Annotated in this window: 21 protein-coding genes; 12 read left to right on the top strand and 9 right to left on the bottom strand. The window is 67.3% G+C overall.

All coding sequences use genetic code 11. The features are described from left to right. The first annotated feature begins 4 nt into the window (after positions 1-4). The gene (locus MA876_RS10235; protein ID WP_248148442.1) at positions 5-2,620 is read left to right on the top strand and encodes an ATP-binding protein; all 2,616 of its coding nucleotides are present in this window, start codon (positions 5-7) and stop codon (positions 2,618-2,620) included. Between the two features lie 7 nt (positions 2,621-2,627). Here the strand turns inward: MA876_RS10235 and MA876_RS10230 are convergent, their stop codons facing one another. Both MA876_RS10230 and pxpA read right to left on the bottom strand, forming a co-directional pair. After that, positions 2,628-4,202: a 5-oxoprolinase subunit B/C family protein gene (locus MA876_RS10230; RefSeq protein ID WP_248148439.1), complete on the bottom strand. Its 1,575-nt coding sequence runs from the start codon at positions 4,200-4,202 to the stop codon at positions 2,628-2,630. Beyond that, on the bottom strand, positions 4,196-4,951 hold the full coding sequence (gene pxpA / locus MA876_RS10225) for a 5-oxoprolinase subunit PxpA (RefSeq protein WP_248148436.1): 756 nt from the start codon (positions 4,949-4,951) through the stop codon (positions 4,196-4,198). The genes MA876_RS10230 and pxpA overlap by 7 nt, the downstream gene beginning before the upstream one ends. A gap of 181 nt (positions 4,952-5,132) precedes the next feature. Between pxpA and MA876_RS10220 the strand changes: the two genes are divergently transcribed. Further along, a complete protein-coding gene (locus MA876_RS10220) occupies positions 5,133-6,821 on the top strand; it encodes an ABC transporter ATP-binding protein (RefSeq protein ID WP_248148433.1) in 1,689 nt (562 codons plus the stop codon). Between the two features lie 4 nt (positions 6,822-6,825). Here the strand turns inward: MA876_RS10220 and MA876_RS10215 are convergent, their stop codons facing one another. Continuing rightward, a complete protein-coding gene (locus tag MA876_RS10215; protein WP_248148430.1) occupies positions 6,826-8,403 on the bottom strand; it encodes a hypothetical protein in 1,578 nt (525 codons plus the stop codon). A gap of 314 nt (positions 8,404-8,717) precedes the next feature. Between MA876_RS10215 and MA876_RS10210 the strand changes: the two genes are divergently transcribed. From MA876_RS10210 to MA876_RS10200, 3 genes are all read left to right on the top strand, one after another. Further along, positions 8,718-9,191, top strand: coding sequence for a DUF805 domain-containing protein (locus MA876_RS10210; protein ID WP_248148428.1), 474 nt, complete (start codon positions 8,718-8,720; stop codon positions 9,189-9,191). A gap of 54 nt (positions 9,192-9,245) precedes the next feature. After that, entirely contained in the window at positions 9,246-9,818 is a 573-nt protein-coding gene (locus MA876_RS10205) for a recombinase family protein (RefSeq protein ID WP_248148425.1), read from the top strand. A gap of 102 nt (positions 9,819-9,920) precedes the next feature. Beyond that, a complete protein-coding gene (locus MA876_RS10200) occupies positions 9,921-10,139 on the top strand; it encodes a toxin-antitoxin system YwqK family antitoxin (RefSeq protein WP_248148422.1) in 219 nt (72 codons plus the stop codon). 281 nt (positions 10,140-10,420) lie between these two features. On the opposite strand, the gene MA876_RS10195 is transcribed toward MA876_RS10200, so the two are convergent. Further along, on the bottom strand, positions 10,421-11,221 hold the full coding sequence (locus tag MA876_RS10195) for a hypothetical protein (protein WP_248148419.1): 801 nt from the start codon (positions 11,219-11,221) through the stop codon (positions 10,421-10,423). 198 nt (positions 11,222-11,419) lie between these two features. On the opposite strand from MA876_RS10195, the gene MA876_RS10190 reads away from it, so the two are divergent. The 3 genes from MA876_RS10190 (at position 11,420) to MA876_RS10180 (ending at position 12,390) form a co-directional block, all read left to right on the top strand. After that, positions 11,420-11,824: a RidA family protein gene (locus MA876_RS10190; RefSeq protein WP_248148416.1), complete on the top strand. Its 405-nt coding sequence runs from the start codon at positions 11,420-11,422 to the stop codon at positions 11,822-11,824. A 66-nt stretch (positions 11,825-11,890) separates the two neighbouring features. Further along, positions 11,891-12,154: a ribbon-helix-helix domain-containing protein gene (locus MA876_RS10185; RefSeq protein WP_248148413.1), complete on the top strand. Its 264-nt coding sequence runs from the start codon at positions 11,891-11,893 to the stop codon at positions 12,152-12,154. After that, entirely contained in the window at positions 12,151-12,390 is a 240-nt protein-coding gene (locus MA876_RS10180; RefSeq protein WP_248148410.1) for a toxin, read from the top strand. The genes MA876_RS10185 and MA876_RS10180 overlap by 4 nt, the downstream gene beginning before the upstream one ends. Before the next feature lie 68 nt (positions 12,391-12,458). Here the strand turns inward: MA876_RS10180 and MA876_RS10175 are convergent, their stop codons facing one another. Then, positions 12,459-13,034, bottom strand: a complete 576-nt coding sequence (locus tag MA876_RS10175) for a dihydrofolate reductase family protein (protein ID WP_248148407.1) — start codon at positions 13,032-13,034, stop codon at positions 12,459-12,461. Between the two features lie 171 nt (positions 13,035-13,205). On the opposite strand from MA876_RS10175, the gene MA876_RS10170 reads away from it, so the two are divergent. Both MA876_RS10170 and MA876_RS10165 read left to right on the top strand, forming a co-directional pair. Then, positions 13,206-13,772 (top strand): NYN domain-containing protein, encoded by a 567-nt coding sequence (locus MA876_RS10170; RefSeq protein WP_248148405.1) that lies wholly within the window; start codon positions 13,206-13,208, stop codon positions 13,770-13,772. Between the two features lie 137 nt (positions 13,773-13,909). Next, positions 13,910-15,292: a DUF1214 domain-containing protein gene (locus MA876_RS10165; protein WP_248148402.1), complete on the top strand. Its 1,383-nt coding sequence runs from the start codon at positions 13,910-13,912 to the stop codon at positions 15,290-15,292. A 31-nt stretch (positions 15,293-15,323) separates the two neighbouring features. Here MA876_RS10165 and MA876_RS10160 read toward each other — a convergent pair whose 3' ends face one another. Then, the gene (locus MA876_RS10160; protein ID WP_248148399.1) at positions 15,324-15,767 is read right to left on the bottom strand and encodes a hypothetical protein; all 444 of its coding nucleotides are present in this window, start codon (positions 15,765-15,767) and stop codon (positions 15,324-15,326) included. 144 nt (positions 15,768-15,911) lie between these two features. Between MA876_RS10160 and MA876_RS10155 the strand changes: the two genes are divergently transcribed. Beyond that, on the top strand, positions 15,912-16,109 hold the full coding sequence (locus MA876_RS10155; protein WP_248148395.1) for a hypothetical protein: 198 nt from the start codon (positions 15,912-15,914) through the stop codon (positions 16,107-16,109). Positions 16,110-16,217: 108 nt separating this feature from the next. Here the strand turns inward: MA876_RS10155 and MA876_RS10150 are convergent, their stop codons facing one another. Beyond that, complete coding sequence (locus MA876_RS10150) at positions 16,218-17,057, bottom strand: hypothetical protein (RefSeq protein ID WP_248148393.1); 840 nt, start codon at positions 17,055-17,057, stop codon at positions 16,218-16,220. 511 nt (positions 17,058-17,568) lie between these two features. Between MA876_RS10150 and MA876_RS10145 the strand changes: the two genes are divergently transcribed. Next, positions 17,569-18,249, top strand: coding sequence for a DUF4238 domain-containing protein (locus MA876_RS10145; RefSeq protein ID WP_248148390.1), 681 nt, complete (start codon positions 17,569-17,571; stop codon positions 18,247-18,249). 1,159 nt (positions 18,250-19,408) lie between these two features. Here MA876_RS10145 and MA876_RS10140 read toward each other — a convergent pair. Continuing rightward, a complete protein-coding gene (locus MA876_RS10140) occupies positions 19,409-20,299 on the bottom strand; it encodes a DUF5996 family protein (RefSeq protein WP_248148387.1) in 891 nt (296 codons plus the stop codon). Between the two features lie 80 nt (positions 20,300-20,379). Further along, entirely contained in the window at positions 20,380-20,748 is a 369-nt protein-coding gene (locus tag MA876_RS10135; protein WP_248148384.1) for a nuclear transport factor 2 family protein, read from the bottom strand. Between the last annotated feature and the right edge of the window lie 12 nt (positions 20,749-20,760).

Below are 20,760 nucleotides of genomic sequence, written 5' to 3'. Positions count from 1 at the left end.
TGCGATGACAGCAGGCGCCATCCGCACGCCCGATCAGCGCATCCGCGTCTTCGTCTCCTCGACGCTGCGTGAGCTCGCCGACGAGCGCGTGGCCGTGCGGCGGGCGATCGAGCGACTGCGGATGGCACCCGTCATGTTCGAGCTGGGCGCACGGCCGCATCCGCCGCGGGACCTCTATCGCGCGTACCTCGAGCAGAGCGACGTCTTCGTGGGCATCTACGCCGCGAGCTACGGCTGGGTCGCACCCGACGAGGAGATCTCGGGACTCGAGGACGAGTACCGGCTCGCTCCGCGCGACATGCCCCGCCTCATGTACCTCAAGAGCGGGGTCGATCGCGAGGCGCGCCTCGATGAGCTCATCGCCCGCATCCAACTCGATGACACGGCCTCGTACAAGGCCTACGCGACGCCGGAGGAGCTCGAGGATCTCGTCCTCGCCGACCTCGCGACGCTCATGGCGGAGCGCTTCGACGCCGTGACGGTTCCGCTTCGGGATGCCCCGCCACCGCCCGCCGTGCAGGTGCCGGCGGCGTTCACGCCGATCATCGGGCGGGAGGACGCGATCGCCGAGGTCCGGGCCATGCTCGCCGAACCGGGCACGAGGCTGGTGACCCTGCTCGGTCCCGGCGGCATCGGCAAGAGCCGGCTCGCCATCGCCGTCGCGGGCGAGGTCGAGGACCTCTATCCGGACGGCACCGTCTTCGTGCCGCTCGAGAACGTGGTCGAGCCCGCGCTCCTGCTGCCGACGATCGGCTACGCGCTCGGGGTGCGCGACACCGGCGAGCTCCCTCTCGACGAGCGCCTGCGCATCGCGCTCGCCGGTCGACGCATGCTCGTGATCCTCGACAACTTCGAGCAGCTCGTGGACGCCGCCGACGTCGTCGTGCGGCTCTACACGATCGCGCCCGAGACGTCCTTCCTCGTGACCTCCCGGACGATGCTCCGGATCCGGGGCGAGCGCGTCTTCGAGGTCCCCGCGCTCGCGACCGTGGATGCGGCATCCCCGGATTCCGTCAGTCGCGCGCTCGACTCGGCTGCCGTGACGCTGTTCGTGACGCGTGCGCGCGCCGTGCGGCCCGACTTCGAGGTGACCGACGCCAATGCCTCGGACGTGGTCGCGATCTGCCGCTCCCTCGAAGGAATCCCCCTCTCGATCGAGCTGACTGCGGCACGTCTGCGCGTGCTCGGCACGAGCGAGATCCTGCGCCGCCTCGACCATCAGCTCCCGCTGCTCGTCGCGGCCGCGCGCGACCTGCCCGAACGTCAGCGCACGCTGCGATCGACCATCGAATGGTCCTTCGGCCTCCTGGATGAAACGGAACGCCGCGCCCTGCGCGACCTCGCCGTCTTCGCACCGGGTTTCACCTATGCCTCGATCGAGGACTACGGCGCGCGTCGCGCATGGGACGCGGATGCGCTCGACGTCGTGGAGCGGCTCGTCGATTCCTCGCTGCTGCGGCAGACGGAGTCCGACGGCGACATCGTGTTCTCGATGCTCGTCACGGTGCGCGAGTTCTGTGTCGAGCTGCTGCAGGCCGAAGGACAGGAGCGCGACGCCCGCGACGCGCATGCGGCGCTCTTCGCGGCACTCGCGTGCGCCGAGGGCGTCCGCGGGTTCACGCCCCGGGTCGCCGCCCTCGCACGACTGAACATCGAGCGCGGCAATCTGCGCGCCGCTGTGCGCCACCTCGTGTCCGTGGGCGATCTGGACACGGCGGCCGACATGGCGTGGCGCCTCTTCCTCTACTGGTGGGTCGGCGGATACCTCGCCGAAGTCGCGCTGTGGATGGAGGAGCTGCTCGCGAGTCCCGACGCGACGATGTCCTCGCGATCACGCGCGATCGCGGTCTTCTACGTCTCGTGGCGGGATCTGTGGGTCGCTCCGTCGCATGAGCTGGCCGCGGGGCTGCTCGCCGCCGCGAGCGGCTTCACCGAGGAGGACGACGCGCTCGGCGTCGCGATGCTCACGGCGACTGCAGGACTCGCCGAGATCGTCACCGCCGACCCCGACATCGCGACGGCGACGGCGTGGTTGCGCGAAGGCGCGACCCGGTTCAGCAGCCTCGGGGCGGGGTGGGGCGAATCGCTCAGTCAGGTCGCGCTCGGTCGGATCGATCTCCTGCGGGATGAACCCGCAGCCGCGACGGAGCGGTTCCGGCGAGCGGTGGCGGCGTCCGAGGAGGGCGGCGACGCGTTCACGGCGACGATCGCGACCCATCACCTCGCACGTGTGCTCCTCTCGGTGGGCGAGCAGGCCGAAGCGAACGCGCTCTTCGCGGGGGCGATCGACGGGTCCCTCCGTCTGCGTCACGACGAGGGCGTCGCGTACGGCATCGAGGGCATCTCGGCGATCGCCTCGGCGAACGGCGACCTAGAGTCCGCCGGAGTCCTCGTCGGCGCGGCCGACGCGATCCGCCGCCGGGTCGCCGTCTTCGACGTCCCCGCGTTCATCTTCCACGACCGCTACCTCGACGAGGCGATCGGCGTCGCGGGAGCGGGCGCAGCCGAACGCGCCGCAGCCGCGCTCGCCCGCGGACGGGACATGGGATCGCACGAGGCGGCGCTCTTCGCGCTCGACGCGTCGGCGCGGCTCGCACCCCTGCTGTCGCGGGCACCGTGACGCCCGGTCACCCCGACGGGCGTGCGTGACGGAAGCGGATGCGCGCTCCCGGCCGTGCCTGCGCGAGCAGGTCGAGCGCGGCATCCGTCACGACCGCGATCACGGGATAGCCACCTGTCACCGGACCGTCCACGCACAGGATGACGGGCCGCCCGTCGGGCGGCACCTGGATGGCTCCCGCGACCATTCCCTCGCTCGGAAGCTCGCCCGCATTCGATCGCTCCAGCGCCGGACCGTCGAGCCGCACCCCGACGCGGTCTGCCGCCCCGACCGTCCACGTGCTCTCGAAGAGCGTCGAGAGGGCGGATGCCGCGAACCAGTCCGCCCGCGGGCCCGGGGCGAGATCGAGCTCGAGGTCGTCTGCCGGCGCGCCCCACGGGGCGACGGGGGTGACCGGGATGGGGTCGATCGCCGGCCCTCCGATCGGCACGGTGGCGCCGGCGGAGAGCGCCGCCGGTCCGATCCCCGCGAGCAGATCGGTCGAGAGGGACCCGAGCACCGTGCGCCCCGTGAACCCCCCGCGCACCGCGAGGTACGCACGCGCACCCTGCGCGAACCAGTCGAGGTGGAGCTCCGCACCGGCCGGCCACAGGTGCGCCTCATACGGGTCGACCACTCGCCCGTCGAGCACGATCCGCCCCCATGCCCCCGTGACCGCGAACCACGTGTCCTCCGCGGCGAGCGCGCGCAGGCCGCCGAGCGTGACCTCGATCGCCGCTGCGTCTTCGGGATTGCCGAGCAGGCGGTTCGCGGTGCGCAGCGCGCGTCGGTCGAACGCGCCCGCGACGGCGACGCCGAGCGCCGCGGCCCCGGGACGGCCGAGGTCCTGCAGCGTCGCGAGCAGGCCGGGCTCGACGATCCGGATGCCGCGTTCCGTCTCACCGGCCGGGACTGAGCCGCTCCCTCGGTCGTCGAGCGGCACGTCGACTCGCTCGCTCTGGCTCAGCGCCGGTCTTCGCGAGTCGAGACCCTCCGAGCCCGCGCGGAAGCGCACGCGCGTGCCGGGGGCGAGGAGTGCGGGAGCCGCGGCATCCGGATCGAACACCATCGCGGACGTCGTCCCGATCAACCGCCATCCGCCCGGAGTCTCACGCGGGTAGGCGCCGGAGAATCCCGCCGCGAGACCGACGGCGCCGGCCGGTACCCGCGTGCGCGGCTGCGCGAGTCGCGGCACGTCGTAGGGCCAGTCGGGGCTCACGAGATAGCCGAACCCCGGTGCGAAGCCCGTGAACGCGACCGTCCACTCCGCGGCCTGATGCCGGCGGACGAGTTCGTCGGCGCCGACGCCGAGCAGAGCGGCGGTGTCTGAGAGGTCGGGGCCGTCGTAGGCGACGTCGACCTCGACCAGCGGCCCGGGCTCGCGGCGGGCGTCCTGCTCCGGCGCAGACAGCGCCCAGGCCTGCGCCGCGGCGAGCGGCAGGACGCGCGGGTCGACGCGCACGAGCACCGTGCGGGCTGCGGGAACGAGGTCGACGATCCCTTCGGGACGGGATGCCTCGAGCCGCGCGTGCAGCGCGAGCACGGCATCCAGCGATCCGACCTCGACGAGGAACGCGCGCTCCCCCATCGGGCGGATCACCATGGCGCGTGCACCGTCACTCCCGCGTCGTCGAGCACGGACCGTACGGCGCGCGCCATCGCGACGGCCGACGGGGAGTCGCCGTGCAGGCAGAGGGACGCGGCATCCATCGCGATCCGCTCGCCGTCGACGGTCTCGACGATGCCGTCGTCGACGAGGAGCACGGCGCGCGCAGCCACCGCGTCGGGATCGTCGAGCAGCGCTCCCGGCGCGGACCGCGGCACCAGCGTGCCGTCCGCGAGGTATCCGCGGTCGAGGAAGGCCTCACGCACGAACGGCAGGCCCGCCTCGGCCGCCGCATCGACGATCGCGCCGTCCATGCCGAGAATCGGCAGCGCCCGGCCTAGGCGCTCCGACGCGATCGCGACGGCCGACGCCACCGCTCGTGCGTCCTCCGTGCGGCGCGATACAGCGTGGTAGAGCGCTCCGTGCGGCTTGACGTACCGGATGACCGCGCCTGCGGCATCCAGCGCCGCAAGCTGCTGCGCGACCGTCGCCGTGAGCTCGTCGGCAGGCATCCGCACATCGACGCGACCGAAGTTCGCCGTGTCGGGGAACGACGGATGCGCTCCGACGGCGACGCCGAACCGTTCCGCGCGATCTGCCGCCTCGCGCATCGACTCGGCGTCGCCCGCATGCGCGCCGCACGCGATGTTCGCGCTCGAGATCACCGCGAACATCGCCTCGTCGTCGGCCGTGGGCACGCCGTCGACCGTCTCGCCGAGGTCGGCATTGAGGTCGATGGATGTCACGAGTCCACGGTAGCGGCGTGCACAACGACGGCAGATCGAGGCGATGACCTTTCGTGACCTCCTCTGCGGGCCCTCTCGGCGAGATCCTGCCGACGTTGTGCACACCACTCCGCCGTTACGACTGGGTAAAGGCTGCACGGCCATGGGTGCATCGGAGCACGTCGGGAGGCAGGATGGGGGGATGCCTCGCTCCACCGAACGCCTCGCCGCCGGCACCCCCCTCCTGCAGGTGCGGGATGTCGCGGTCGAGTTCCAGACGCTCGAGGGCCCCGTGCACGCCGTGCAGGCCGTCGATCTCGACCTCGCGGCCGGCGAGACGCTCGCGATCGTGGGCGAGTCGGGGTCGGGCAAGTCGACCACCGCGATGGCCACGATCGGTCTGCTGCCCGGCAACGGACGGGTGACGCGGGGCAGCATCCTCTTCGAGGGTCAGGACCTCGTGGGCGCGCCCGAGAGCGTCATGCGCACCATCCGCGGCGGGTCGATCGGGCTCGTGCCGCAGGACCCCATGTCGAACCTCAATCCCGTCTCGAAGATCGGCACGCAGATCGCCGAGACCCTGCTCGCGCACGGTCTCGCGACCCGCAAGGACGTCGACCGCAAGGTCATCGAGACCCTCGCCGCGGCGGGGCTCCCGAACGCCGAGGAGCGCGCGAAGCAGTACCCGCACGAGTTCTCGGGCGGCATGCGCCAGCGCGCGCTCATCGCGATCGGTCTCGCCTGCAACCCCAAGCTGCTGATCGCCGACGAGCCCACGAGCGCACTCGACGTGACGGTGCAGAAGACGATCCTCGATCAGCTCGAGCGCATGACGGGCGAACTCGGCACAGCGGTCATGCTCATCACGCACGACCTGGGGCTCGCCGCCGAACGCGCCTCGCGCGTGGTCGTCATGAACCGCGGCCGCATCGTCGAGCAGGGTCCCGCCCGCCAGATCCTCGAGGACCCGCAGCAGCCGTATACGCAGGCGCTCGTGAAGGCCGCGCCGTCGGTCGCCGCCGTGCGACTGCGGCCCGAAGCGCACGCCCGGCCCGCGGCGCCGGTGGCACCGGTCGAGGCCGCGGCCGAGGCATCCACCCCCGTCGACAACATCGTCGAGATCGAGAACTTGACGAAGGTGTTCAAGATCCGCGGCAAGAAGGAGGACTTCGTCGCCGTCGACGACGTGTCGCTCTCGATCCCCCGCGGCGAGACGGTCGCGATCGTCGGCGAATCGGGCTCGGGCAAGACGACGACGGCGCGCATGCTGCTCAAGGTCATCGAGCCCACGAGCGGCGCGATGCGGTTCGAGGGCCAGGATGTCGCGACGCTCAAGGGCCGCGAGCTGCGGGACTTCCGCCAGAAGGTGCAGCCGATCTTCCAGGACCCGTACTCGTCGCTCAACCCGATGTTCACGATCGAGCGCATCATCGAAGAGCCCCTCGCGTTCTACAAGCGCGGCTCGTCGAAGGAGCGCACGGCGCGCGTCAAGAAGCTGCTGGATGACGTGGCCCTGCCCGCGTCGATGATGAGCCGGTATCCGTCCGAACTCTCGGGCGGCCAGCGCCAGCGCGTCGCGATCGCGCGCGCCCTCGCGCTCTCGCCCGAGCTCATCGTGTGCGACGAGCCGGTGTCGGCTCTCGACGTGCTCGTGCAGGATCAGGTGCTCACCCTCCTGCGCGACCTGCAGCGGGAGTACGGCCTGAGCTACCTCTTCATCTCGCACGATCTCGCCGTCGTCCGCCTCATCAGCGACTACGTGTGCGTCATGAAGGACGGCAAGCTCGTGGAGGCCGCGACCTCCGAGGAGATCTTCACGAACCCTCGTGATCCCTACACGCGCAAGCTGCTGGCATCCATCCCCGGCAACGAACTCGACATCGCCGTCTGAAGCCTCATCGGCGGTACTTCGTCTTGCGCACCCCGAGCTGACCTCGAAGCCGCTCCCGCACGACGATCAGGGCGGCGATGAGGACGGCGAAGAACACTCCGACCACGACGGGGTTCGTCAGCGAGGTCGCGATGCCGATGATGGCCAGCGCGAAGATCAACACCAGCTCGCGGAGCTCGCGAACGGTCTGATCTCCTCTGCTGGCCCGCACGCGTACCGCGGCGAGCTTGTGCGTGCCGAGTCCGAGGAACTGCCGATACCTCGCGTCCAGGTAGAGCCGAGGCAGATCCGGAAACACCCCCAGCGCGTCACTTGAACTCGGATAGCGGGCTGTGAGGCTTCCGCCGCTCAGCTCGCGGCGCCTCGCGCTCAGCTCGTCAGTGATCGTGACTGCGCGGATCCGGAGCGTCGGCGCATCATCCCGACCTGCTGCGGGCGCACCCTCGATGATGATGCGGCTCGCATCCTGGATGCCGAGCAGGTGCAGCACGAGGGGATCGCACAGAACGACGTCCTGCTCCACGTTCGCCAGGTCCGCCGCCTCGACGCGGCAGAAGAGCACGATCGATCGTCCGATGAGGAACGTGCCCAGTCTCGAGCGCTTCGCTGAGACCGGCCGCAGTGAGACGTGCTCCTGCCGTTCGACCCCGAGCGCGTTGCGCACCACCTGATCGGCGCCGACGACCCCGTCTGGCAGCGAAGCGTCCTCGACCACCGCTGCCACCACTCCAGGACGAGACGCGCCGCGCCACGGTTCAGCGGAAACGAGCGCGTGCGAACTCAGTCCCAGGCGCTCTTTGGTCGTGGCGCCGACGCTGATGACGTTCTCTCCCTTGCGCGCGACGCGGTCCGCCGTCGGCAACACCGCGAGGAGCCCATCGCCCCTCCTCGCCAAGTCGCGCGTGGCGCCGTAGTGCACCACGGCTGCCCGATCCACCACGCGCAATCCGTGGATCGCCGGCGTGCTTCGGTGAAGCAGTTCTGTCGTCGACTGCTGGATGCCCGGCTCGATCAAACGAAGACAGACCTCAGCCGCAGGCCCAGCGAAGGTGTCATCTCCGGTGGCGGCGCGCAGCCATTCGAAGAGTTCGCCCTGCGAGCGGAAGGGAAGAGGGCTGTCCGTCACGTGATCCCGAATCAGCCCGTGCGTGGACACATAGAGGTAGTAGTGCTCGGGACGCTCCCCTGATTCCAGCGTGAGCGGATACTCACGACCCGACACCAGGACCCTCTCGTAGTTCGGCTCTGTCGAATCGACGAGGGCGAGTTGATCGTCGTCGAACCACGACGCCACGAACTGCTGTCGATGATGGACCCGCGCGAATGGCGTCGCGGCGATGTAGCCGCCCTTGGACACATGTGCGGAATGACCGATGCCGATGCCCTCGATGCTGCACGTCATGAAGGGCGTGGCGTGCGAGAGGACGTGATCCGCGCGCGCGTACTTCCGCTCGATCACCTGGGGCGATGCATTGGACCCGACCGCCACCACCAGGGTGCGAGAGTCGATGAACGGTGCGTTCTCGCGTACGAGCGCCTCGTTCAATCGAATCCGTCCGCCCCCGCGGGTGACCAAGGCCATCCCGAGTCGCCGCCCGGGCTCTGGAGTGAGGTCGCTGACTTCGCCCCGCAACAGCATCGCACTGCGCGGGTGCTCCACCCACGGATAGTGCTCAGGGGCGGATTCGGTCCCCTGAGCTGTTGCCCCCAGCGTCGCCATTGCGGTCAATATAGGGCGGACCGCGTCCCGATCCCCGACAGCGCGCCGAATGTCGGCGCGGCGCGCCCCGCCCGCCGTCTGACACGCAGCGACACGCGGCCGAGAATTCTCCCTGCGGGCGCGGCGGATACGCCAGGATGGTCGAGGCATCCGCTCAGCTTCCTTGGAGGAACCCCATGACCCAGCCGCCCGCCCCGCAGCCCGCCGGCGTCGCCGGCGAACCGCCGCTCTCGCAGCCCTTCTACGGCGCGTCGTTCGGCCAGGCCTTCTCGCGGTTCTGGAAGAAGTACGCGACCTTCACAGGCCGCGCCAGCCGCAGCGAGTTCTGGTGGTGGTACCTCGCGAACGTGATCGTCGTCGGCGTGCTCTACGCACTCACGGCCATCCTCGGCTTCTCGGGCGCGACCATCGACGCGACGACCGGCACGACCGTCCCCGGCCCGCTCTTCGTCGTCGGTTCGAGCCTGCTCGGACTCTGGGGGCTCGCGGTCCTGATCCCGAGCCTCGCGCTCGCGTGGCGCCGCCTGCACGACACCAACCGGTCGGGCGGGTTCTGGTTCCTCGGCCTCATCCCCTTCGTCGGCTGGATCATCCTGCTCGTCTTCTACGTGTCGGACAGCAACCCGCAGGGTGCTCGCTTCGACGTCTGACTTCCTTCTTTTCACGAGTGCGCCCCGCCGGGTCTTCCGGCGGGGCGCGCTTCGTTGTCGCGGTACGCCAGAGTCTCCACGCTCGAACAGGACCTCACTGTTCAGCGCGAGGCTCTCGCGCGGCTGGGAGTGGATGAAGCCTGCATCTTCGTGGATCACGGGATGACGGGCACGAACCGGGCGCGACCCGGACTGAGAGAGGCGCTCGCCGCCGTGCGGCGCGGCGACACGCTCGTGGTGACGAAGCTCGATCGCCTCGCACGTTCGCTGAAGGACGCGCGCGGCATCGCCGACGAACTCACACTGAAAGGAGTGGTGCTGAGTCTTGGCGGGAGCCTCTACGACCCGACCGATCCGGTCGGCCGCCTGCTCTTCAACGTGCTGGGGATGGTCGCCGAATTCGAGTCGGATCTGATCCTCATGCGGACGCGCGAGGGAATGGCGATCGCGCGCGCGAAGGGCAGGCTGCGCGGCAAGCAGCCGAAGCTGTCGCGTACCCAGCGAGGTCATCTCTACGAACTGCTGGACGACAGGGAGTACACGCAGACCGAAATCGCGGAGCTCTTCAACGTCTCGCGCGCGACGATCTCCCGCGAGGTCCAGCGTCGAGCCGCGTCGGCCCATTGAGTGATCCGGGTCCTCGGCCGGCGCGCTCGCCGCCCGGCCGGGGACCGTCGGTCGAGCCTGGATGAGGGAGCGGCCGGTGCCTGCCTCTGCGAACATGGTCGGATGACAGAGCCCACGCCGTACCAGGAGCTCCACAAGGACGGGAGTGTGCGAGGGCGCGGTCACATGCTCGACGACGAGATGGATGGCTACTGGGAGTGGTTCCGACTCGACGGGACCCTCATGCGCAGCGGCTCGTTCGATCGCGGTCGTCGAATCGGCGTCTGGACGACTTACGACCGCTCGGGTGCGCCGCACAAGGAGACTGACTTCGGCCAGTAGTCACCGGCTTGCCGCTCGCACGTCGACCGGCGCCCGAACGCGTGAAGTTCCCCCGCTCGAGGGACGTGGCGACGGAGCGCCTCCTCTAGCCTGGCTGGATGGACATCGCCTCAATGCTGATGGGCGCATCCATCGCGTCAATCGCGTGGATCGCATTCGTGCCGTGGGCCAAGCTCAAACGCCTCAAGGAGATCGAGAAGCGTTAGACCGAGTAGGAGCCGTTCGTTCGCCGACCGGCTCCCGTGCGGCATCGGATGTCCTGGCGGATGTCGATCTGCGGGTTAAGGCAACGCGTGCGCGGCACTATCGAGTGCCGCTCGCCACGCGCGCACGATCTCGGCCCCGGCTTCGACATCTTCTGGGTGTGAGTTGCTGGCGAAGAGCAGCGGCTCCGTGCCGTCTTCCAGTGAAAGTTGGAGGGTGTGCTCGACGCTACGGTTCATCATCATGCTGAGAACCAGGCTCGGCCACCACTTGAGCTCGACCACGTTGATCGAGACAATCTGGGCACCCACGTAGCGTCGGGTGATGAAGAAGCCACGCGCAATGAGGTGCGTCGACGTCAGCTCAACCCCGTGGAGCGCCGCGCGTAGAACGATCCAGGTTGCAGCGATCCCAACAACCGTGAGGCCGATAGCGAATGGAACCGCGAGCCAGAGCTCGGCACCTTGGTAGAGATCGCCCCAGAGCGTCATCGGCAACAGCACCACGCACCCGGCCGCGAGTAATCCACAGACCGGCGCTGCGACCATCGTCCAGACCCGGAATCGCCGTCCCAATGGCCAGACCAACACGGCCGCGGCGGTGAACGGGCCCGACCGACGCGCGATCACGGATCGCAGCGGATGTAGGAGCACCGCCACGAGGCCCGCCCAGACGGTGGCGAACGCGGCAGCCACTGGAATGTCAACACCAAAGGCCAAGGGTGGGTTGTCAGCTGCAAGCATTAGCGCGCGGATGAGCAGCCATCCGCCAGCAGTCAAGCCGACGAGCATGATCAGTGGAGACCATCGAAAGAGCCACCAGTACCAGCGCGGCGAAATCCAAGCATCGCCATCTCGCACCCGCCCCGGCTCAACCACCGAACGAGCATAAAGCCCGCGCGCCCGCAGCCCGAGTCGGATGTTCAGCGTTACGACCCGCTACAGCCGCGCGATGTACATGCGAGTACCTGGCTGAAGGTGATCGACCTAGTTCTCCAGGTGCGAAGTGGCGGGCGGCCGGCGTCCAATCCCGCCTCAGAAGAGGACCGCCATCCGTGCGCTGACTATCGTGGCTCCATGCCCGTTGTGACGCTGATCCGATCGAACGACCTCGCGAAGACGCCCGGGTATGCGTACGGGTCCGCGATCGCCGCCGGCTCAACTCTCATCCACCTGGCCGGATCATGCCCACTCGATGCCGACGGATCCATCACACCCGTCGGTGACTTCGCGGGACAAACGGCGCGGTGCCTCGCCAACATGCTGACGGCGCTGCGAGCTTCAGGTGCAGAACTCACGGACGTCGCATACACGCGAGTTCTCGTCGCATCGACAGACACCGACGACCTCGGAACGGTGTGGAGCGTTGTACGCGAGACATTCGGCGATCACGAAGTACCGAGCACCTTGTTCGGCGTCACAGTGCTTGGCTATCGACACCAGCTCGTCGAGATTGAGGCCGTCGCCGGGGTGCCCGGGTGACCGACTGCGAACGCCTACCGACCGTTAATCGTGGACTCATTTGGAATTTCGTATTACGATGCCGCAATGGGTGGCGAAGAGTCGATCAACGGAGTTCCGGTGACGGAGGAGCAGATCGCGGCTTGGGCGGCTGAGGCTGAGGCCGGCTACGACGTCGAGGTTCTCAAACGGCGAGGACGCGGACGGCCCGGCCGAGGAGCCGAGCCCGCCCAAGTCGTCGCGCTCCGACTCACTGCGGAGGAGCTGGCTGCTCTTGATGCCCGCGCTGAACGCGAGCACAAGTCACGCTCGGAGCTCATCCGCGAAGCGATCGCCGCGTACGCCGCGTGAAGGTCCACGACTCCGCACTCAAGCACGGAATCGCGTCAGAGGACATCATTCAGGCTGCGTCGTGGCCGCTGTGGATCGACGATCTCGATGAGGCCTCGCCGGCTCGCCAACTCCGACTCGGGCTTGACTCTCAAGGGCGCCTGCCCGAACTCGTCGTGCTGGTCTTCGACAGCGGCAACGAACTCGTGATCCACGCGATGAAGGCCCGACCCCAGATGCTGGATCTCCTCCCATAGCGACAACCGAAAATAGCCCACATCCGCGCGCGGTGGAGGACCCCCCTTCGTCCGGGCCGTGGTGGTTCCTATTCGACGTCGCCAGCGGGTAGCGGCTTGTCGAGGATGCGTGGGCGGCCCTCGAAGAGCTGCAAGCTGCCGTCGAAAGTGCGCGTGGAGACGTCGTCGAGGACGACATCGGGCCAGCCGTCGTAGATCCGCGCGTAGCCGGTTCTGCCGGTGATGACGGGGAAGATGACCACCCGGTAGCGGTCGACGAGACCGGCGGCCAACAAAGCGGCGCACAGCGTTGGGCTCCCATTCGTCACAAGCGGCGAGTCGCCCCGCTTTAGCTCGCGCACAGCTTCCACGGCATCGCCGGAGACGAGGCGCGCTTTATCCCAGATCAGGGATTCTTGAAGCGTGTTCGAGAAGACGACGATTGGCTGCGAGGCCATCGAGTCCACTCCCGGTTCGCCCGCCTCGACCATCCGTGCGTACTCGTTGTAGGTGTGAGCTCCCATCAGCATCGTTGAGCTCTGATCAGAGTCCTCACTGAGGAAGTCGAGGTACTCCCTGCCAGCGAGCCCCCAGAATCCCGGCCAATCTGTCGCCGCTCCGAAGCCGTCAAGTGAAGTGATGTAGTCGATCGTGAGAGTCGCCATCTCCACAGCCTGACGCCGAACCAATACCGCATCAAGGGCATGCCCGCACGCCGACCGTCCTTCGCGCGACACCGTCGAGTCTTGGTTAGTAGTTTCGAGGGCTGGCCGCGGGATGGCTTCGATGCCCGCGCGGCCCATAGGATGCGCCAAGAGACTTGAAGGAAGGCGACCATGACCGAAGGTGGCATGCGCAGGACCTGGCTGTTGGTCGACGGCGAGAACATCGACGCGACGCTCGGCTCGTCCATCCTCAGTCGCCGGCCGCAGCCAGATGAGCGACCACGGTGGGACCGCCTTCTGTCATTCGCCGAGCAGACCTGGTCACAACCCGCACGCGGGGTGTTCTTCTTGAACGCAACGGGTGGCCTGCCCATGACCTTCGTGCAGGCCCTGAAGGCGATGGCGTACGTGGTCGTTCCGCTTTCAGGCTCCCCGGACGAGAAGATCGTCGACATCGCGATCCAGCGCACTCTGCGCGCCCTGAGTGATCGCGCCGAGGACGTCATGCTGGTGAGCCACGACGGCGACTTCCTGAACGAGGTCGCCGCATTAATCAACCCGACCCGCCGAGTCGGTGTCGTCGCTTTCGGCGAGTTCCGCAACGCCGGCTTCAACAGCGTGCAAGGACTCGAGAAGTTCGATCTCGAGTACGACGCCCACGTATTCGACTCCCCGTTGCCGCGCATCCGAATCATCCCCATCGAGGAATTCGACCCAGCCGCGTTCCTCAGCCTCTAGCGGGCGCGCAGACCCACCCTGGTCTCGACGTGACAGCCGGCGATCTCTTGTGCTCCTTCCCGGTTGGCGATGAGGGTCGATACTGGCAGCGTCGCCACAGGTGTGGAAGTCTCCGAGGGAGACTTCGGATGCGGAGCGTGGCAGTGGATTATCGATTCGAGGGTGGCTTTCCGACGGCGGCGACCGTGCAGGCGGCGTACGACGCTGCCGATCACGCCCGAGCGGTTGTCTGCTACAAGCACTTCTTTCCTGCGGTGTCCGGCATGGCGATCTGGGCAGGGACGCAAGCGGCAGGCGTGGTGCCGAACCGGGTCTTCGGGACGATGGACACCCGGCCAGGCCAGGTCGGGTTCACGCTGAACTCCGACACCCCATACGGCCCGGTCCTGCTGGATCTCGCGGTGGGACCGCTCGTAGTCACAGTGCCGGCGGGACCGATCATCGGTGCGGCACTGAATACCGACCAGAGCTGGATCTCCGACATCGGCATCCCCGGCCCGGACCATGGGCACGGTGGCCGTCACATCTTCCTCCCGCCGGGATGGACTGGCGACGACCCCGCGGACGGGTTCGTGCACCGGCCCGTCGGCAATCGCGTCGTGGTCGGACTGCGCGCCATTCCACAGCACCGCGACGTGGACGCGGCGATCACGCTCCTCCGATCGGTGCAGGTCGCGCCTCTGGACGAGGGCGCCGAATGGGCGGAGCCTTCGTGGACGGACCTGACGGGCGTGCCGCAGGACACCACGCCCCTCGCGGTGCAGGGCACGATGGGTTACTGGGAGCTCCTCCAGCAGTACATCGACACCGAACCCGCCCACCCCGGGGATGTCGCCTACCTCGGTGAGCTCGCCGCTATCGGCATCCGTGCCGGCGAACCGTTCGCACCCGACGACCGGATGCGCGGCATCCTCGCGCAGGCAGCCGCGGACGCCGACGCACAGCTGCGCGTCCAGTCCCTCGCGGACCGACGGCCCGACCGGGTGGTGTGGCCGGATCGTCACTGGGAATGGGTGACGCTGCGTCCCGAGAATCCGAATTTCGAGATCGACAAGCGCACTGACGTCGATGCGCGCGAGACCTGGTTCTACCAAGCGATCGCGACGTCGCCGGTGATGTTCCGCCGCCAAGCCGGGTCAGGGTCGCTGTACTGGTTTATCTCGCGCGACGGCGACGGCGCATACCTAGAGGGTGGGACGTCCTACCGCCTGCGCGTGCCGCTTCCGGTTCCCGCCGGACTGTTCTGGTCGCTCACCGTCTACGACGCCGAGACCCGGAGCCAAATCGACACGCCCCAGGGCAACGCAGCACTGCGATCGCTGTTCGAACTCGACGGGCAACTCGCGGGCGACCACATCGACCTCCACTTCGGGCCCAACGCCCCCGCTGACGAGGCGCCCTGGGTGCAGACCCTTCCCGGGCGCGGCTGGTTCGCCTACTTCCGGATATACGGGCCGAGCGAGGCCGCATTCGACGGCACGTGGAAACCCGGCGACCCAACCGCCGAACCCGCACGCTGAGCGACCCGCTTCCGCGCGCCCAAACGACTCGCTAGGACTGATAGATCCCGTCCGAGTTGGGGAATCCGAGGCTCTCATGAAGTCCACCCACGTCTCGGCCAGAGAAGGTCACCTCTCCGTCATCGCCGAAGCGCGTTTCCATGACGACCCACCCTGGAGCATCTTCTGGCGCGTCGGGATCAGCGCCCTCATCGATTACGTCCAGCACAGCGAAAGCCGCCTCGCGCGCCACCTCCCGCATTGCGCCTAGGACCAGGCGAGCATCCGTGCCAGCGTCCAGCAACTGCGCGACTTCAGGCAAGTTGCGGACGTTGTCGTTTGTCCATGTGACAGCTTCGCGAACCCTTCGAATCACCAGCCAGCGGGCCTCCTGAGCGATGTCCTCGGTTAGTTCTGACTCTGCCCACTCCTCGGGGTCTTCGGCTCCGAGCTGACGCATTCGCTCGGCAAGGTCGTAGGCGCGCTCAACACTCATGTCCGAACGCTAGCGGAGCTAGCCGCCCTCGGCGCAGAGCTACTCACTGCGCACGCGGCACGACCGGTGGTCGGGCAGGGAACACGGAGGCGAGGCACAAAACGTGCCCGCGAGTCCGACCGCTGACCGCGATAGCCTCCCGGCATGGAGCCATACACGCCGGTCGAGCTCGCACGATTACTCGGCTATCGCCACGAGGCGCGTCCTGGACTGGTCGTCCGAAGTTACCTGCGCAAGGTCTATCCGAATCACATCAAGAACGCGCGCTGGGAACTCAACGAGGCGCAGGCAGCGGACGTCCTCGCGAACGTGCCACGAGCCAAGCCAGAATCCTCGCCTTGACCGCCGCGGCGGCGAGCCATCTACCGCGCGGATATCGACCGGCAACCGGGCGCGGCCCGAACAACCAGTCGGATCTAGTTGGGCAGAAAGCCGCAGTTGCGGTCGCCGCTAACGCCTTCGCCATCCGGGCGGAAGCCCTATGTCGTCGCGACGCCACCGGACTGCGGGATTGTTGGCGCGTACAGCTGCGGTGTCGAGCAAGTCACCGACGAGGGTCAGTGCGACGTCGAGCGCGAGTAGCACCATGTCTTCCTTCGCGGTCATGCGAGCATGCTGCACTTGCGGGTCTGGTGTATCGGACAGGTCGAGGTCCGACGCCTGGATTGCACGGAGCAGGGAGGGGTGTGCCAACCCGGAAACGTACTGCCAGATGGCACGTGTCGTCGCAATGGGCGCAGGGCGGTGTGCGTCCACCTCGTCGAGGAGTGTGCGCATGCTCGGCACACCCTTCTTGACCTCGGCTGTAGGCAGGCCAACAGCGGTTGCGACCGCGGCGATCTTATCTGCGCGGCGCTCGCTCTGCCCCTGCTTCTGTCGTTCACGTGCCTTGTGCTTCTTCAGCTTCTTGTTGTCCGCGCTACGGTCCTTGAGGAATTCGGCAATCAAGCTCGTCTCCTCGCGAGACTCCTGAACCTGGGTGCGAAGCGCTCGGGTTCGCCGCAATGTTGGGTTGTCCGGCGCAACGATCCAGATTCCGTAGGCGCCGGCCTCGAGCGCTTGACGCGCTACCGGGTAGACACCGAACAAGGGGATGCGGATCCCTTCCGTCGGATCTCGGAGGATGAGCTCGAGAGTGCCGAGTGCGTCGGACGCGACAGCGATCATGTGGGACACCTGGTGCGACAACTGGTACGGCGCGATGGCGTCATCGTCCGCTCGCATCTCCGACCCAGCGACCGCCAAGCCGCCGACCCCCTCGCCAAGGTGTTTGCGCAGCGAGCCGATCATCTCAAGGCGGTAGGCCAGACGCTGCCGAGTGAGAACCGTGGGTTCAACGCTGTCTCCGAACCACTCGACCTGGGGCTGGGGACCGACTCCCGAACGGCGGAACGACTCGATCCCCACTATGGCCGACTCGCGGCGACGGTCCGTATCCGTCTGTGCGCGTAATGCGGGACGCCACGCAGCGCCCGCTCCTCTGACCACTCAAAGCTCGCGATGATGGGCATGCGGGACACGGTACAAGCCGAACCAGACATTCCGCCTGCCGTCAGGTACAACAGGCCAACACCAAATGCCAGCATCGCCGGCACGCAGCATCGGATCACGACACACCTCAATGCCTGGGGAGGACCCCATACGTTCCACCGGTGCCGTCGGACGTTTGCAGACCGGTTCGAGCTTATGCGCTGCTTCCGCGTCGGATGCGGGGCCAGCGCTGATGTCGGCGTCACGCCATAGGGTGACTGATCGCCGCCTGATCTCGGGCGCAACCGACCGCGAGGGGGGGTGTCGTATCGTGCCCGAAGTCAAGAGAGCGCACATGGTGTCCCGGGCCTACATTGAGACCTGGGCAAACGGTCGTTCGCTGGTTTGGGTGTTCGACAAGGAGAACCCTGAGGCGTCTGGGGTGCGGTCGGTTCGTGATGCCACGGTGGTCCGATACGCGTATCGCACGGAACTCACCACTCTCGATCTCGAGGCCGACTACGCGCGAACCGAGAGCCGCGCGACACCAGCGCTGCGCAATCTCGCGAATGGCGGAAGCGTCGACCGCGACGGTGAGGTCGCGATAGTCGATTTCCTTGACATGCATCGGGAGCGCGGTGGCTTCGCCGACAAGACAAAGGAGCGGGTACCGATGGCCTCCGCGAACGTGTTCACTGGCCAGTCTCGGATTGTGCAGGCCGGTCTAGGCGATCGCATTGTTTTGTCCCGCTCTGTCGACACTTCGCGTGTCCGTATCAAAGACCTCCCGATTGATCGGTGGCGCTGGCACGTTCTGCCCGTGGATAGCGGATTGATCACCGGCGATGGCGCCGTGCTTCTCTGGACTGAGCGTGACGCCGTCTGCACCGTCACGTTCCCGATCTCACCGTCCCGGCTACTTGTGATCGGAAGCGGCCTGAACGGTGCGACGGTGCCGATCAACGCGCTGATCGCTGACAGTTCCCGTCGATGGTTGATCGGGTCTCCCTGAAGTAGCACGGGTCTGTGCCCTCGGGATCCGCTGACGGACCCGTTTAGGGGTTCGCTCGAGCCAATGTCGGTGCCGAAGCGTAGGTTGCGCCCGTGGATAATCTCGATGCTCCGCTCCAGATCCTGTTCGCGTTGCTCTCGGTGCCCGTCATCACAGCAGCATTCACCTGGCTTGCCCGGCGGTTCACGAAAGAAGCACGGCTAACGATCGGCCTGAACCCTTCAGAGTGCTCCCGCTCTAGCGGTTCGCCGCCCACCGATGACGCCCTTCCCCGACGCTGGCGCGCGGCGTATCGTGTGGCACTACCTTGAAGCGTTTCGATCGCAAGGAGGTACAGCTTGAATCCCGCGCGTAGATGGTTGTCGTCTGCAACCGAGCTTGCTGCCGGTCCAGATCGACAGGTTGTGATCCAACTTGGCCTCCAGCGCCACTCCCCAGATATGACGCTTCAAAACGTCTTGAGTGGTGGGATCCCGATCAGATTCGCCCGTCGTATGGTTCTCCGACTAACGAACCCCGGCCCGAAGCGCGCTCGCGTAAAGGTCGTGGCACGGACGGAGGATGCGGAGCAGCCCTCTAGATTCAACGCCGAACTGTCACTTGACCAGAAGGGGCTGGTGCAGGTCGACGCATTCAGGACCCGCAGCGTTCGTGTCGATGTGCGACCACGACAAGGAACCCCTGCACCTAGCGGGCCGCTGGAACTCGCACGCCTGTTGGTGTGGCTTGAGCTCGACAGCGACCAGGCAATCGTCCCCGGAGGAGAGGTGGTGGTGGAAAGGACTTTGCTTGCTGAGTTGAATGACGCGCTACCCGTTACGTTCGACTCGCAGGCAATTCAGTGGTTCGAACTGGACCCGCCCTCGCCAGCGACGCTGCTCCCTAGAGATCCTTCAAACGAGGCCGCCGGCACTCCTGGCCAAAATGCTGCGGATCGCCCTCGGCGACCGCGCCGAGACGAACCTAGTCAGGAACTCCCTGGCAGGTAGGCCCCTCCTTCGTACGGGGTCGCCAGTGGTCTGGGAGCATCCGAGGCACGTCACGGGCGACCAGGGCGCCTCAACCGCGCATCGCCCGATTGGGGATCGCCGAGTGTAGCGTGTCGCGATTGCCCTTCAGCGACCCACGGTCGTCGCACTCGTCGGGACTCGACAGCGGTTCATCCAGCGGCTTCGCGGGCAGGCCGCGGCCAGCTTCCGAGGTCGGCGGCGGCGCGGTAGGTTGCCTCGAGGAACTCTTGGACGAGTTCGTCGGGGTCCTCGGAGCGCCGAACCGTCTCTGCGGGCAGCAGGAACTCTCCGAGCTCGTCGCTGTAGTACGCACCCTTCGGAACGCGAGCGTCGGAGAATCCATCGGGCGCAGGGTACGCGTATGCGTAGTAGGCGCCCTCGGCGCCACCACCGGGCCAGAAGCCGGCGCTGCTGAGCTCGTGAGAGTAACCCTCGAGCATCACACTGTCCGGGCAGTTCGGCGCACCGCCCGGGTGCGGCGGCGCAACTCGTCCCGAGAAGCGCGTCACGGCGAGATCCATGGCACCCCAGAAGAAGTGCACGGGACTCGACTTCCCGACGAATCCCGCACGGAAGAGTTCCAGCTGTCGTTGCGCATCGATCAACTGACGCCAGAACGCCCGGGCATGTTCGGGCACGTAGGTGCAGTGCTCGATGTCTTCGGCGAATGGGATGGCAGATTCGACCTCGTTCGGCACGGGGTGGATTTCCACCTCGACGCCAAGCTCACGGAGCGCGCCCATGATCGCCGCGTAGAACGACGCCACCGACTGCCCCGCGAACGAGATCGTGCGAAGACCTGCCGAGCTGGTCCGGAGAACGAGCTCGTTGTGGACGAAGTCGAACTCGATGTCCAGAACGCCCGAAGGGATCGGAATCGCGCCGGTCGTGAGCCCCCGCGCGCTGACGTGGAGCGTCACGTGCCACCAATGATTCACCGGCGGAGCAAGAGCCATCCGAATCTTGCCCACGATCTGCGTCCACATATGGAGGGTGTCCCGCGTGGGCTGCCACGAGTCGACACGAAGCTCGGTGCACATGCGGTCTCCTCTGCAACAACGACGGGCTTGTCCAGGCTAGGCGGTTCCCTTCTGGTATGGCGGTGCGACCTGCGCCGGGATCAGCTCCGAGGGGTGTCGATGAAGAGCGTGTGAACGCGGCTGATGGTGGCGCCGTCCACGGTGATGACGTCGATTCCACGAGCCACGGGTGCAGTGGTGGGGCCGAATGCCCAGGCGAGTGCGCCCGTGTCCGCCGAGGCGTAGCGCTCACTGTCTTCGGTGAACACGAAGTCGCCGGGAACACCGTCAAGAAGCGCGGCTGCCTTCTCTTCGACGGCCGCGCGTCCATGCACGCTGCCTTCGGGGTCGGTGAAAACGACGTCCTCTGAGTAGATCCGGTCGATGGCCGCGCGTCTTGTGACGACGTCTCGGTTGCCGAATACCTCGTGAAGGTTAGCCGCGAGGAGCTCTGAAACTGTGTTGGTCATGATCAATCCAAT

Source organism: Microbacterium aoyamense (assembly GCF_023155855.1).
Classification (GTDB): domain Bacteria; phylum Actinomycetota; class Actinomycetes; order Actinomycetales; family Microbacteriaceae; genus Microbacterium; species Microbacterium aoyamense.
This window is presented reverse-complemented; position numbering and strand designations above follow the sequence as displayed.

Bases quoted from the DNA above. Each gene is read 5' to 3' on its own strand.
- MA876_RS10235 (WP_248148442.1), top strand. From the start codon at position 5: ATGACAGCAGGCGCCATCCGCACGCCCGATCAGCGCATCCGCGTCTTC.
- MA876_RS10230 (WP_248148439.1), bottom strand. From the start codon at position 4,202: ATGGTGATCCGCCCGATGGGGGAGCGCGCGTTCCTCGTCGAGGTCGGA.
- MA876_RS10220 (WP_248148433.1), top strand. From the start codon at position 5,133: ATGCCTCGCTCCACCGAACGCCTCGCCGCCGGCACCCCCCTCCTGCAG.
- MA876_RS10215 (WP_248148430.1), bottom strand. From the start codon at position 8,403: ATGGCCTTGGTCACCCGCGGGGGCGGACGGATTCGATTGAACGAGGCG.
- MA876_RS10210 (WP_248148428.1), top strand. From the start codon at position 8,718: ATGACCCAGCCGCCCGCCCCGCAGCCCGCCGGCGTCGCCGGCGAACCG.
- MA876_RS10200 (WP_248148422.1), top strand. From the start codon at position 9,921: ATGACAGAGCCCACGCCGTACCAGGAGCTCCACAAGGACGGGAGTGTG.
- MA876_RS10190 (WP_248148416.1), top strand. From the start codon at position 11,420: ATGCCCGTTGTGACGCTGATCCGATCGAACGACCTCGCGAAGACGCCC.
- MA876_RS10185 (WP_248148413.1), top strand. From the start codon at position 11,891: ATGGGTGGCGAAGAGTCGATCAACGGAGTTCCGGTGACGGAGGAGCAG.
- MA876_RS10175 (WP_248148407.1), bottom strand. From the start codon at position 13,034: ATGGCGACTCTCACGATCGACTACATCACTTCACTTGACGGCTTCGGA.
- MA876_RS10170 (WP_248148405.1), top strand. From the start codon at position 13,206: ATGACCGAAGGTGGCATGCGCAGGACCTGGCTGTTGGTCGACGGCGAG.
- MA876_RS10160 (WP_248148399.1), bottom strand. From the start codon at position 15,767: ATGAGTGTTGAGCGCGCCTACGACCTTGCCGAGCGAATGCGTCAGCTC.
- MA876_RS10155 (WP_248148395.1), top strand. From the start codon at position 15,912: ATGGAGCCATACACGCCGGTCGAGCTCGCACGATTACTCGGCTATCGC.
- MA876_RS10150 (WP_248148393.1), bottom strand. From the start codon at position 17,057: ATGATCGGCTCGCTGCGCAAACACCTTGGCGAGGGGGTCGGCGGCTTG.
- MA876_RS10140 (WP_248148387.1), bottom strand. From the start codon at position 20,299: ATGTGCACCGAGCTTCGTGTCGACTCGTGGCAGCCCACGCGGGACACC.
- MA876_RS10135 (WP_248148384.1), bottom strand. From the start codon at position 20,748: ATGACCAACACAGTTTCAGAGCTCCTCGCGGCTAACCTTCACGAGGTA.